The sequence below is a fragment of the Peribacillus acanthi genome (genome assembly GCF_003073175.1).
GTDB lineage: Bacteria > Bacillota > Bacilli > Bacillales > DSM-1321 > Bacillus_BN > Bacillus_BN acanthi.
On the sequence record NZ_QBBX01000009.1, the window covers coordinates 129,323 to 141,894 of the forward strand.

Below are 12,572 nucleotides of genomic sequence, written 5' to 3' on the forward strand. Positions count from 1 at the left end.
TAGTGTGTAGGTAATCCACTACCATCCCTTTTTTTAGATACCTTCGATTAAAACGATTCTAGCAGGAGCCGCGTCAACATCTTGTAATTTTAAAGGTAAAGCTGCCATGAAGTATTCTCCTTCAGGAACTTCCTTTAATTGCAAGCCTTCCATAATAATGATGTCTTGTCCCATTAAAGCACGATGAGTAGGATGGCCCTCTTGGGCACGCTCGATTCCTAGAGCATCAATCCCAACCCCTTGAATCCCTTGTTCAACTAAGTATTCGGCTGCATCGTGAGCTACATATATAAATTCAAAATTGAATTCTGTATCAAACGAGTTTTTTGTTTTGAACAAAATAAAATCGCCGTTAGTGATGCCTTTGTCCTGAATATCTTGCTTTGTGATTTTATCAGAAACCTTTGTTAAGTCGATAACTTTTGCATGTCTTACTAAACGGTCAATGGAGATGCTCTCAATAGTGCTACCTTCATTCATCATGTGTAAAGGAGCATCAACGTGCGTACCGGTGTGGACATCTAAGGAAATGCGAGATTCAGTCACGTGTGCGTTTGTTATGGTTGAAATCTCAGGTTGTTTTTCTGGTTTATTTTTATATACAGGCATTCCTTTAAAAATGGGAGCCGTAACATCATAAATCTTCATATTTACCTCCGATATTAACAATTGTCTACATCAAATTCTTCTATTGGCCACCATGTATGACCATCTTTTTGTAACAGATCTTCTGAACTTTGTGGACCCATTGATCCAGAAGCATAATTAGGAAATGACTCTTCTTTTGCATTTTCCCATGCTTCAGATATTGTATCTACAAACTTCCATGACAAGGCTACTTCATCCCAATGAGTAAAGTTCGTTGCGTCACCACGCATGCTATCGTATAAAAGCTTTTCATATGCCTCTGGTGTATTCATTCGGTCTACACTCTTGTTGGAAAAGTTCAATCTAACTGGTGTAGTGGTCATGCTTTGACCTGATTTTTTGGCATTTAAATGAAGTGTAACTCCTTCTTCAGGTTGAATATGGATAACTAGTAAATTAGGGTTTAAAGTTTCTTTTGTATTGTAATAAAGATTCATCGGAATATCTTTAAATTGTACAACGATTTTCGTAGACTTAGCTGCCATTCTTTTCCCAGTGCGAATATAGAAGGGAACGCCTGCCCATCGGAAATTATCTATCATAAGCTTTCCAGCGACATACGTTTCCGTGTTGGAATCAGGAGCAACCATTTGCTCATTGCGATAAGCAGGAACTTCAACACCATCAACCATTCCGTTATCATACTGACCACGTACAAAATAATCTTTGACATCTTCAACCTTCATTGTGCGGAAAGAACGTAATACACGAACTTTTTCACTTCTGATTTCATCGGTATTTAGCCTAATAGGCGGCTCCATTGCTAAAAGTGCAACCATTTGTAACATATGGTTTTGGACCATATCCCGAAGTGCTCCACTTTTTTCATAATAGCGTCCACGTTCTTCTACTCCCAGCGTCTCACTAGAAGTTACCTGGATATTAGAAATGTAACGATTATTCCATAATGGTTCAAACAATGCATTAGCAAATCGAATCACTTCTATATTTTGTACCATCTCTTTTCCAAGATAATGGTCAATCCTGTAGATCTCATCTTCAGCAAAAGCAGTACGAATCCTGCGATTTAATTCTTGAGCAGACTCAAAATTATGTCCAAAAGGTTTTTCAATCACCAGGCGTTTATAGCCATCTGTATCGGTCAAGCCTTCTGATTTTAAACTTTCAGCAATTGTTCCAAAAAATTCTGGAGCCATGGCCATGTAGAATAATCTATTGCCATCTAGGTTATAGGTAGTATCTAGTCCCTCAGCCAGTGTCTTAAGCTCACGATATGATGCTGCGTCTGTAACATCGTGTGAATGATAGTAGAAATGAGAGATGAATTCATCAATCTCAACGTTTTCACCGATATAAGTCAAAATGGATTCTTTAACGGAGTTTTGGAATTCTTCATTACTAAGTTGGCGTCTAGCTACCCCAACAACAGCAAAACGCTCTGTAATTTTCCCCTTTTTATAGAGTCGGTATAAAGAAGGGTAGAGCTTTCGATTGGCTAAATCTCCGGTTGCTCCGAATAGCATGATTAATGCAGATGGTCGTTGTTTGTTACTCACGTTATGGACCTCACTTTTCTATTTAAACTTCATTATCTATTAATTAAAAATACCCCATACAAATATATAATTTTAAAGATTATGTCACAGTAAATCAATGATTATGACACACTATATCCTAAACTTTTAAATAAAATGTCGATAAATGCGGACGATGGAAGGTAATAAAGGATAATTATCGAAATCAATATTATAAATACTGGAAAATAATAAGTAATACCTGTTAAAAGTCGATTTTGGTAGTATCTCCATTTTTTAATTATGATATTACGTTCAATAATGAAGATAACAGAATACATTTTATTCGAATGTTGAAACATCAAGAAGTTTATGGTAATCCTTAAAGATAGTCAATAATAGTTGGAGTGATTTGTTTGGATATAGTGTTTCTTGGAACTGGGGCAGGAGTTCCAGCGAAAAAACGAAATGTTTCTTCTCTGGCTCTTCAATTATTGAAGGAGCGTAGGGCAGTCTGGTTGTTTGATTGTGGAGAAGCCACACAACACCAAATTTTGCATACATCTGTCAAGCCTAGAAGGATTGAAAAGATTTTTATTACTCACTTGCATGGTGACCATATTTTTGGTTTACCAGGGTTATTAGGAAGTAGATCTTTTCAAGGTGGTACGGATCCACTTGTCATACATGGTCCCAAGGGAATTGCGGACTTTGTGTGGACTTCTTTAAAGGTGAGTGGTACACATCTGAAATATGCGTTATCCATTATTGAAAACGAAGAGGGAATCATCTTTGAGGATGATTTATTCAAAGTGGAAACAAAGCTTCTTGAACATGGTTTACCGTCCTGGGGCTATCGAGTGGTTGAGAAGGATCGACCTGGGGAATTAAAGGCTAATGAACTCATTTCACTTGGGATTAAACCAGGCCCGATATTCAAAAACCTAAAGAATGGGGAAACGGTTGTTTTAGAGGATGGTAGAATCCTTTATGGAAATGATTTTTTAAACCCTTCGAAAAAAGGGAAAATTATTTCAATATTGGGAGATACCAGATATTGTTCAGTAAGTGTAGACTTAGCAAAGGATGCTGATATATTAGTTCACGAAGCGACCTTTGCTAAAGTGGAAGAAGAGATGGCATATTCCTATTACCATTCAACTACTACACAGGCTGCAAAAGTTGCTAAAGAAGCAAATGTTAAAAAGCTGATACTAAATCACATTAGTAGTAGATATATTGGAAATGATGTGGAAATTCTTCATGCTGAAGCGAAGCAAATCTTTGGAAATGTTATTCTTGCAGAAGATTTTATGAAGGTAGATATTTAAGAGAGATTGTGTACAGAGAAAAAATTTATTTTCTGTACACTTTTTTTCTTTCTAATGGAAGTAATTTGAAACTTTTTTCGACTTTAGTTCGTAAGACTAGTTATAAGTTATGGAAAAAATGGAAGAGGTGGTTAAATGATGTTCGCAGTCAAAAAAAATCCTATTTTCGTGCTTTTGACGATTTTTTTATTATTTCTACCAATATTAATTATTAAGGATGGTGGACTAGCAGCCATTCCAGCAACGATTATCCCGTTTGCATTAGGTATATTCCTCACCCATGCCTTATTCCGTTCTTATTTTATTATTGAGGAACAAGATCTTGTCATTGTATACGGTTTGATAAAAAAGAGAATTCCAATACGAACTATTAAATCCCTTTCATACACTTACAATCCTCTTTCGGCACCTGCTTGGACATTTAAAAGGTTGAATATTGAACAACATATTCATCAGCTTTCAGGTGGAAAGGCATTTTTAACAAATAATCTTGTTTCTGCACCAAAGGATGATTATTCTTTCTTTCAAGAATTAAAAAAGAAGAACTCGTCAGTAACACTACCGAATTAAAATATCCAACATAATGAAAAGTGCCACTTCTTGGACTAATTAATCCTAGAAGTGGCATTTTCATTTTATTAATTATGCATTAGTTTTAGCTGCACATTTGTTTTTTATGTTACCATCCACGAATATAAGGAGTTGGTGCTTGAATTTCGACACCTAAATCTTTCGCTGCAGTTCTTGGCCAGTAAGGATTCCGTAAAAGTTCACGCGCAATGAAAATTAAGTCTGCACGATTGTTTTGAAGGATTTCCTCCGCTTGAATGCCCGAAGTAATCAATCCTACTGCCCCTGTTGGGATATCTGCACCATGTTTAATGGTTTCGCTAAACGGAACTTGATAGCCTGGATAAACATGGATTGGAGCTGGCACAACTGCCCCAGAGCTTACATCTATCAAGTCAACACCATCAGCTTTCATCCATGTTGAAATTTCGATGTAATCCTCAGGAGTCATTCCTTTTTCGTGATAGTCATTTGCTGAAATCCTAACAAAGAGAGGTCCATCCCATACTTCTTTGATTGATGAGATGATTTCTTTTAAAAAGCGATAACGGTTTTGGGAATTTCCACCGTATTCATCATCACGTGTATTAGATAATGGTGAAAGGAATTCGTTGATCAAATAGCCATGTGCTGCATGGATTTCGATAACATCAAATCCGGCTTGCTTTGCACGTACGGCACCCTCTTTAAAGGCTTGAACTGTAGAAGATATATTTTCTTTAGACATTTCAACTGGAACTCTGCTTTTGTCATTAAAAGCAATGGCAGAAGGTGCAATTATATCACCTTCCACTGTTGCTTTTCTTCCTGCATGTGCGAGTTGAATACCTGTTTTTGCTCCTTGTTCTTTCATTAATAGGACTAACTCTTTCAGTCCATCAATATGTTGGTCTTCCCATATACCTAAATCATGTTCTGAAATCCTGCCCTGAGGAGTTACAGCAGTTGCTTCAAGAATAATTAGCCCAACTCCTCCGACCGCACGAGAAGTATAATGTGTTTTATGCCAATTTTGAACTTTTCCATCACTCTCATGGCTAGAATACATACACATCGGTGCCATAACAATCCGATTTTTAAAGGTTACTTCTTTTACTGTAAATGGTGAAAACAGTTTGTGTTCCATTTTTCACACTCCTTGACTTTTCCTTTTATACCCAAAGTCAAGTATAGCAATTCTTGTTGAACGTTCCAAAAAATTAGCCTGCTAGAGTGGCATCGATTTTGATTGGATTTCTAAGCTTAGCTGTTCTCCCAAACGTTTGGATTGTTTTGTTGCTTCCTTAATGCAGTGTATGAAAGCTTGTTGGACACCATGTGAAGTGAGAATATTAATGCCAGCTTCTGTTGTTCCACCAGGGCTTGTGACTTCTTTACGTAAAATCACTGGATCTTTATCAGAAAGGCTTAACATTTCAGCAGCTCCCATTAACGTTTGGACAATTAGTCGTTTTGCTATGTCCTTATCTAGACCGGTTTCAATGGCTGATTGTTCCATAGCTTCTACCAAATAATAAATATAAGCAGGACCGCTACCTGAAAGTCCAGTAACTGCATCCAGTTGTTCTTCTGTAACTGTAGTAACAATGCCGACCGTTTCAAGAAATTTGGATGCTAGCAAAGATTGTTCATGAGTAACGTTATTATTTTTACTCATGGCGGTAGCGGAACGCCCCACAGCAGCAGAAGTGTTTGGCATAGTGCGGATAATTGCAACATTGTTCCCAACGATTTGTTGGAGGCTATCAATTGATACTCCAGCTGCAACTGAAATCAACAGTGCATCTTGCTTGAAATACTTTTTCACATTTGAAAGAGCTGTATAAACATCCTTAGGTTTGACAGCAAGAAAAATAATTTCAGCATCCTGCATTAATTCCTCAACTTGTTCTGTTGTTTGAATTCCATATCTATTACTTAAAAAATTCAGTCTTTCTTTGTCACTTTTATTCATGACGCAAATATCTGGGGGAAGAATCACACCTCTTGATATGATACCTGAAATAATCGCTTCAGCCATGGAACCTCCGCCTATGAAAGCAAGCTTACTCATGGAAAGACCTCCTTTTTTCGTTTATAGTTTTTTTATAATATAAAAAGACCTATCATCCCTGTTAAAAAGGACGAAAGGTCTTTGCTTCCGTGGTACCACCTTCATTCGTTGCGCATAATCATGCAACGCTGCTCGAATCCATTAACGCTGGAGGAACGGTTAGGTTTTCCTAACGGCTCATAAGATAGGTTCGATAAAATAGTGGACTATGAAACCTTTCAGCCGGTGGGTTTCGCTCTCTTTCGTCATCTTCTATCTACTGGTCTTAATCATTGCCATGTTTTAAGTTATTTGTGATTATGAAGGATGGACGAGTTGCTTGTCAATCTTTTTTTTACCTGATTTTCGTTAAATTATTCGAAAATAATGACAATTGTGACAGGAAAAGGTAAACTTATAATAAGTATACGGTTCATAAGGAAAAATTATTCAAGAATCTTTTTTTGAAATAAAATAATTCCATAAAAAATCAGGTGAAAAATATGGTCAATTGGAAAAATAACATTGCGAAAATTACCATCCCTACTCCTTTTCCAGTAGGGGACGTTCATGCATATATCGTTAGAGGAGATGCTTTGACATTAATTGACGCTGGCCCAAAAACAAATGAGTGTCGGGAGGCAATTGAACATGCTTTTAAGGAACTCCATTTAACATGGAATGACTTTGAACAGGTTATTATTACTCATCATCATCCCGATCATTGTGGTGGTATCGATTTTGCCCCTAATGATATCCCTTTTATGGGGCATAAAAATAACCAACGGTGGTTAGCGTTAACGGAAGAATTTTTAGAGGAACATGATGCTTTTTATTATTCTCTCGCAGATGAAATTGGACTGCCAAACGAATGGAAACCTTTTATCGGTAAGGTAAAAAAAACACTTAAATATTCATGTGACCGGACTTTAACCGATTTTATTAAAGATGGAGATTCACTTCCTGGATTACCAGGTTGGATAGCAGTTGAAACATTAGGGCACGCACAAAGTCATCTTTCATTTTTCCGAGAAAGCGATGGGGCTTTAATCGGAGGGGATATGTTATTAGAAAAAATTTCTCCAAATCCTTTGCTAGAGCCTCCTTTCAGTAAAGGGGGAAAACGTCCGAAACCTCAATTACAATTAAATGAATCATTAAAAAGGTTAGCTGAGCTCCCTATCTCTCAGGTCTATCCTGGACACGGAGAAAATATAATAGATATCCTTCCCCTTATTCAACATCGACTGGAAGCCCAGCATTCAAGGGCAATGAAGGTAAGAGGAATGATTGCAGAAACTCCATCAACGACTTTTCAACTATGTCAAAGACTGTTTCCAAAAGTGTATTTGAAGGAAATTGGTTTGACTCTTTCTGAAACAATAGCCCAGCTTGACTATTTACTCGACTTAGGTGAGATTAAAGGAGTATATACAGAAGAAGGTTTGATTTATTCAGTGAGGTGAAATATTTGAAGTCCCTTGAACATAAATGGGTGGTTATCACTGGGGCATCTGGAGGTATTGGAAAGGAAATCGCTCTACAAGCAGCCTCTCGTGGTGCCAATGTTGTCCTTTTAGCCAGAAGTCTTGAAAGATTAAAACAAATAGAATTAATGATTAAAGAATCCTTTAATGTTAATGCTTTATCGTTTAGATTAGATGTAGCAAATCCAAGTGAGGTTGAACAAGTTTTTTCTAATATCTATAAACAAGTGGACCAAATTGACGTTCTGGTTAATAACGCAGGGTTTGGATTATTCAAGGAAGCTCATGAAGCAACATTAATGGAAGTGAAAGAAATGTTTGATGTCAATGTTCTTGGTTTAATCGCTTGCACAAATATGGTTGTGTCACAAATGAGGAAAAGAAGGTCTGGCCATATCATTAACATTGCTTCACAAGCTGGGAAAATAGCTACACCAAAATCAAGCGGGTATTCAGCAACCAAGTATGCTGTTCTTGGGTTTAGCAATAGCCTTCGCCTTGAATGTATGAATGATAATGTCTATGTGACTACAGTCAATCCAGGACCAATCGCGACGGATTTCTTTACCATTGCTGATGAATCAGGTACATATGTCAAGAGTGTAGAAAAGTACATGCTTAATCCTGAATATGTAGCAAAAAAGGTTGTAGATAATATGTTAACGAAGAAAAGGGAAATTAATCTGCCTGGTTGGATGAATGCAGCAAGTATTTTTTATACATTATTCCCTAAAACTGTAGAGCGATTGGGAAGAAAAGCTTTCTTTAAAAAGTAATTTTTATCGTGACATTTTCTAGCCGTGCCTAAAATGGGTGCGGTTATTTGTTTCTTTTTGTATTAAATAGAGGGTTCTGTTTAGACATAGTAACTCAATTCTTTTATAGTATAGTATTATTGTAGGGAAAGAAATATTTTACATATCAATTTGAATGATTTGAAACTAAAAAACATATTTCCTGTCATATAAAGTAAATATAATCGAGGTGAGAGTGTGAGACACATAGGGATCCTAACTTTAACACTTTTGATATTTTTGGTTGGATGTAAAAATATTGGGAATCCTGATAAGACATTTGGCCCTTCTCGTACAGGTTTTGTAACAGATGTGGTTAATGGGAATCAAATCCTAATAGGAGACACAGTTTTTCATGTTACAGATGAAACGATTTTAACTGATTCTAAAAATAAAAAGAGGAGTTTAGATGGTATTCAGCTCGGTATGAAAGTTAAAGCATATCCGAAAGGGCCAATTAATGAATCTTTTCCATCAAACGCTACAGCCGGAAAAATCATAATCATGACCGATCCAAAAAGTTTATCCCAATCAGAAATGATGGACGATGTATTAGATCAGCTTAGCAATACTGTAGAAGATCGTTTTATTGTAACAAATGTCGACTGGCATGAAAGTGAAATAGTGTATGTTATGACAGTAATGAGTCGTTCTAATCTTGATAGCAGTTATAAACTAACTGTTTCAGAAGAAAATCATGAAATTCTTTATCAAGATTCACTCGAGGAATAAAAAATTTAATCCTTTAATATTTTCACCTTTCCAATACATATAAAGACTAAACCCACAATATTCCCGTGAGAAATCACGGTTTTTTACTTTATAAAAATATAAATCCATGTTTTATAGGAAATTAATTGATATCATCTACCGTTTTGCGATATAAATGGTATTTAAGAAGAAGTTACGGTAGGGGGATTACATGGAACAGCAGGTTAAGTACGATATCATGGAAGTGTGTCTACTAGCGGGGAAAATACTTGCACAAAACGGTGCTGAAACTTACAGGGTAGAGGATACGATGATGCGGATAGCGGCTTCATTCGGTATTCCTAACTCTCATAGTTTTGTAATCCCGACTGGAATCATTTTTTCAATCGAAACAGCTGAGCCTACAAAAACAAAATTAATCCGTATTTCAGAACGGACGACAGATTTATTAAAAGTTACTTTAGTAAATCGTGTTTCTAGAAATATTAGTGAGGGCAAGTTAACGATAGAACAGGCGTATAAGAAACTTCAAGAAATAGAAACAGCTAAAATGTCATTTTCGGTGTGGACCCAATTTATAGCGGCGGCAATTTCTAGTGGCTGCTTCTTGATTATGTTTCAGGGAGGATGGATGGATTTTATTCCTGCAATGGTGGCAGGAGGAGCAGGCTTTCTAGCCATGGCTGCATTTCAACGAGCAATATCTATTAAGTTTTTTTCAGAGTTTCTGGCATCCATCATTATTGGCTGTTTAGCCTATGCATTTGTTCATTTTGGATGGGGATATGAGCTTGATAAAATTATCATTGGTTCGGTAATGCCACTTGTGCCTGGTTTATTAATCACAAATGCTGTTCGGGATTTGATGGCAGGTCATTTACTTTCTGGGTTATCTAAAGGTGCAGAGGCATTTCTTACCTCATTCGCAATTGGTGGAGGAATTGCAGTGGTACTTACATTTTTATAGGGGGCGGTCAGTCATATGATGTTTATTGAGCAAATGATTACAAGCTTTGTGGCATCCGCCGCTTTCGGTATCATTTTCAACATACCAAAAGATTCGGTTTTGAAATGTGGTTTTACCGGGATGGCAGGATGGATCTGTTATATTACTCTCTCTTATGTAGAGGTGGACATGATGATGGCGACAGCTGTGTCTTCGTTTTTAGTTGCAATTATTAGTCTAATATTCGCCAAGAAATATAAAACACCCATCATTATTTTTACGGTAGGTGGGATCATCCCACTAGTTCCAGGTGGTATGGCATACGATGCGATGAGAAACTTTGTTGAAAATGATTACAATGCAGCCATTAATCTTGCCGCAAAGGCGTTTATGATATCAGGTGCGATTGCCATAGGACTTGTATTCTCTGAGGTACTTCATCAGCTATTTAGAAAAAGTAGCTTGTTGAAAAGAATGACTTAAAGTAAATAAAAGTTAGTCTTAAAATCAAATCAAATTATAAAGGCGGTGTTACCGCAGCAGAACTATACCTATGTATCATTAATAAAATAATTCCACATAACCATAAGCTTCGCTCCGCCCCGTCCCTTATCCATTAAAAAAGACTGGTTAGCACCAGTCACAAAGGTTATGAACAATGAATTCAATGTTGATTTTCTTCTTTTGGAAGAGGATCAATTCTAACAGAATCCTTCGTATTGACAGCCGATGTAATCGCGAGGACGAATACGCCTCCTAGGCCGAACAAAATAAATAAAAAACCTAAAATGATGAGAACTGATAATACCATTTATTCATTCCCCCTTTATAACATATATGACGTATAAAGGGGGATTTTTCATGTTATTTTATTCCGCATTAACGGGCAGTCAATCATCATCTCAGAAGTTTTAGAAATCAAGAAATTAACTACCCGTAAAAGCCCGATTGGTTCGACTAACCGTCAGTGAGAAAGAATAGAATCTAACTGATGGAAGTCTCACTTTATTGCGTTAAATATTCATAAACAACATCATGAACAATCTCTATGTATTCTAAAGTAGGTTGTTGTTTTTTTAGAATTTCAACCTGGTTAATTAGCTCTTTATATTCATTTTCGCTAACTGGAATGCTTGTTTGGTTGTGGGCGTATTGTAAAAAGCAATTCCTAATATATTTTTTTATCAAGGCTTGGTCCATAGTGCTGCTCCCTTTAACGATGTCTAATTAGAGGATATCATATTGGTTTTTGAATTTCTTTCTAAATTCTTATATCCTATGCTATTATTTAGTGATACGAAATACTACCTAGGGAGGTTCGCATAATGAATTTAAGTAAAGACAGACTTTGGACAAACCCATTTATCCTTCTTATGGTAGGAAATTTATTTGTCTTTATGTCATTCCAAATGTTAATTCCAACATTGCCACCATATATTAAATCACTTGGTGCTTCTGGCTTAGAAATTGGTTTAGTAACGGCATTGTTTTCGATTGGGGCAGTTGTAATACGCCCGTTTATTGGATTTATGCTTGAATATCGAAGTAGAAAGCCACTTGTGATAATAGGTGTGGTTTCGCTATTACTTATAACTCTACTTTATCCATTATCTAAAATAGTCTTTGTATTTTTACTTTTTCGCTTAATACATGGCTTAGCTTGGGGATGGTCAACAACGGTTAATGGTACAGCGGCAGTGGATGTGATTCCTAATTCAAGACTTGGAGAAGGTATGGGGTATTATGGTTTATCTATCACCCTTGGCATGATTATTGCACCAAGCTTAGGCATTTATTTGTACCACGTAACATCTTTCTTTAATTTAATCCTTATTTCAGCAATGTTGGGTTTTATTTCAATTTTGTTGCTATGGATTGTAAAGTACAATACACCGAAAACAGTAGAACTCACCAATAAAGAAGACTTGAAGTTCTCTTATTGGGGCTCCTTAATTGAAAAATCTAGTTGGTTTCCTGCATTCATCACATTTTTGGCTTCGTTCGGTTATGGTGCAGTTGTTACCTTCATCGTCATTTTTGGAGAAGAGCGTCATATCGAGTCTATTTTTCTATTTTACCTTTTGAATGCTATCATGGCTTCAGTTTCAAGGCCAATAGCAGGAAGGTGGTTTGATTTACACGGCCCTATAGGAATCGTGGTAACATGTCTAGTTCTATCATTTTCAGGTTTATGGGTGCTATCACTGGCACACTCTAATCTAATGATTGCAATCTCTGGGGCATTATTTGGAATTGGGTTTGGTTGCTTAATCCCTACATTACAGTCATGGGCATTGCAGCTAACTCCTGACAATAAACGTGGTGTAACAAATGGAATGATCTTTTCTTCAATTGATTTTGGAATTGGATTAAGCGGTCTCGTATTTGGTTTATTGGCACAATTCTTTAATATAGGATCTATTTTTCAAATTTCTAGCTTTTTCATTTTGTTAGCTACTTGTTTCATATTGTTATATGGTAGAAGAAAAATTGAAGCTTCGAAGGAAAGATTGTCGGCTTAATAATATTTGATTGTAACACAGTGCTTCCCGCTCACGTCTATCAGTGAAAAGGGGGC

At 36.5% G+C, this 12,572-nt stretch carries 14 protein-coding genes; 8 read left to right on the plus strand and 6 right to left on the minus strand.

Annotated features, from left to right (window positions below):
- Window positions 1–33: 33 nt before the first annotated feature.
- The gene (locus DBX25_RS11195) at window positions 34–648 is read right to left on the minus strand and encodes a cyclase family protein (protein WP_108670880.1); all 615 of its coding nucleotides are present in this window, start codon (window positions 646–648) and stop codon (window positions 34–36) included.
- Window positions 649–662: 14 nt separating this feature from the next.
- The gene (gene zwf, locus DBX25_RS11200; RefSeq protein WP_240620255.1) at window positions 663–2,132 is read right to left on the minus strand and encodes a glucose-6-phosphate dehydrogenase; all 1,470 of its coding nucleotides are present in this window, start codon (window positions 2,130–2,132) and stop codon (window positions 663–665) included.
- A 407-nt stretch (window positions 2,133–2,539) separates the two neighbouring features.
- On the opposite strand from zwf, the gene rnz reads away from it, so the two are divergent.
- The gene (rnz, locus tag DBX25_RS11205; RefSeq protein ID WP_108670882.1) at window positions 2,540–3,454 is read left to right on the plus strand and encodes a ribonuclease Z; all 915 of its coding nucleotides are present in this window, start codon (window positions 2,540–2,542) and stop codon (window positions 3,452–3,454) included.
- A 135-nt stretch (window positions 3,455–3,589) separates the two neighbouring features.
- On the plus strand, window positions 3,590–4,024 hold the full coding sequence (locus DBX25_RS11210; RefSeq protein WP_108670883.1) for a PH domain-containing protein: 435 nt from the start codon (window positions 3,590–3,592) through the stop codon (window positions 4,022–4,024).
- Window positions 4,025–4,133: 109 nt separating this feature from the next.
- Here the strand turns inward: DBX25_RS11210 and namA are convergent, their stop codons facing one another.
- Together namA and proC are read right to left on the minus strand one after the other, a co-directional pair.
- Window positions 4,134–5,150: an NADPH dehydrogenase NamA gene (namA, locus tag DBX25_RS11215; RefSeq protein ID WP_108670884.1), complete on the minus strand. Its 1,017-nt coding sequence runs from the start codon at window positions 5,148–5,150 to the stop codon at window positions 4,134–4,136.
- An 81-nt stretch (window positions 5,151–5,231) separates the two neighbouring features.
- Window positions 5,232–6,077, minus strand: a complete 846-nt coding sequence (gene proC / locus DBX25_RS11220; RefSeq protein WP_108670885.1) for a pyrroline-5-carboxylate reductase — start codon at window positions 6,075–6,077, stop codon at window positions 5,232–5,234.
- Window positions 6,078–6,559: 482 nt separating this feature from the next.
- Here proC and DBX25_RS11225 point away from each other — a divergent pair, with 482 nt between their 5' ends.
- The 5 genes from DBX25_RS11225 (at window position 6,560) to DBX25_RS11245 (ending at window position 10,477) form a co-directional block, all read left to right on the plus strand.
- Window positions 6,560–7,522 (plus strand): MBL fold metallo-hydrolase, encoded by a 963-nt coding sequence (locus DBX25_RS11225; RefSeq protein ID WP_108670886.1) that lies wholly within the window; start codon window positions 6,560–6,562, stop codon window positions 7,520–7,522.
- Between the two features lie 5 nt (window positions 7,523–7,527).
- On the plus strand, window positions 7,528–8,319 hold the full coding sequence (locus DBX25_RS11230; RefSeq protein ID WP_108670887.1) for an SDR family NAD(P)-dependent oxidoreductase: 792 nt from the start codon (window positions 7,528–7,530) through the stop codon (window positions 8,317–8,319).
- A gap of 216 nt (window positions 8,320–8,535) precedes the next feature.
- The gene (locus tag DBX25_RS11235; protein ID WP_108670888.1) at window positions 8,536–9,069 is read left to right on the plus strand and encodes a DUF3221 domain-containing protein; all 534 of its coding nucleotides are present in this window, start codon (window positions 8,536–8,538) and stop codon (window positions 9,067–9,069) included.
- A 190-nt stretch (window positions 9,070–9,259) separates the two neighbouring features.
- Window positions 9,260–10,015, plus strand: coding sequence for a threonine/serine exporter family protein (locus DBX25_RS11240; protein ID WP_108670889.1), 756 nt, complete (start codon window positions 9,260–9,262; stop codon window positions 10,013–10,015).
- Between the two features lie 15 nt (window positions 10,016–10,030).
- A complete protein-coding gene (locus tag DBX25_RS11245; RefSeq protein ID WP_108670890.1) occupies window positions 10,031–10,477 on the plus strand; it encodes a threonine/serine exporter family protein in 447 nt (148 codons plus the stop codon).
- 181 nt (window positions 10,478–10,658) lie between these two features.
- Here DBX25_RS11245 and DBX25_RS20615 read toward each other — a convergent pair whose 3' ends face one another.
- Both DBX25_RS20615 and DBX25_RS11250 read right to left on the minus strand, forming a co-directional pair.
- Entirely contained in the window at window positions 10,659–10,805 is a 147-nt protein-coding gene (locus tag DBX25_RS20615; protein WP_157950951.1) for a hypothetical protein, read from the minus strand.
- A gap of 194 nt (window positions 10,806–10,999) precedes the next feature.
- Entirely contained in the window at window positions 11,000–11,194 is a 195-nt protein-coding gene (locus DBX25_RS11250) for a YqzH family protein (RefSeq protein WP_108670891.1), read from the minus strand.
- Window positions 11,195–11,319: 125 nt separating this feature from the next.
- Between DBX25_RS11250 and DBX25_RS11255 the strand changes: the two genes are divergently transcribed.
- On the plus strand, window positions 11,320–12,516 hold the full coding sequence (locus DBX25_RS11255; RefSeq protein WP_108670892.1) for an MFS transporter: 1,197 nt from the start codon (window positions 11,320–11,322) through the stop codon (window positions 12,514–12,516).
- Window positions 12,517–12,572 lie beyond the last annotated feature (56 nt).

Coding starts and splice junctions, on each gene's coding strand:
- proC (WP_108670885.1), bottom strand. CDS start 6,077: ATGAGTAAGCTTGCTTTCATAGGCGGAGGTTCCATGGCTGAAGCGATT.
- DBX25_RS11195 (WP_108670880.1), bottom strand. CDS start 648: ATGAAGATTTATGATGTTACGGCTCCCATTTTTAAAGGAATGCCTGTA.
- namA (WP_108670884.1), bottom strand. CDS start 5,150: ATGGAACACAAACTGTTTTCACCATTTACAGTAAAAGAAGTAACCTTT.
- DBX25_RS11245 (WP_108670890.1), top strand. CDS start 10,031: ATGATGTTTATTGAGCAAATGATTACAAGCTTTGTGGCATCCGCCGCT.
- DBX25_RS11210 (WP_108670883.1), top strand. CDS start 3,590: ATGATGTTCGCAGTCAAAAAAAATCCTATTTTCGTGCTTTTGACGATT.
- DBX25_RS20615 (WP_157950951.1), bottom strand. CDS start 10,805: ATGGTATTATCAGTTCTCATCATTTTAGGTTTTTTATTTATTTTGTTC.
- DBX25_RS11250 (WP_108670891.1), bottom strand. CDS start 11,194: ATGGACCAAGCCTTGATAAAAAAATATATTAGGAATTGCTTTTTACAA.
- DBX25_RS11240 (WP_108670889.1), top strand. CDS start 9,260: ATGGAACAGCAGGTTAAGTACGATATCATGGAAGTGTGTCTACTAGCG.
- zwf (WP_240620255.1), bottom strand. CDS start 2,132: ATGCTATTCGGAGCAACCGGAGATTTAGCCAATCGAAAGCTCTACCCT.
- DBX25_RS11255 (WP_108670892.1), top strand. CDS start 11,320: ATGAATTTAAGTAAAGACAGACTTTGGACAAACCCATTTATCCTTCTT.
- DBX25_RS11225 (WP_108670886.1), top strand. CDS start 6,560: ATGGTCAATTGGAAAAATAACATTGCGAAAATTACCATCCCTACTCCT.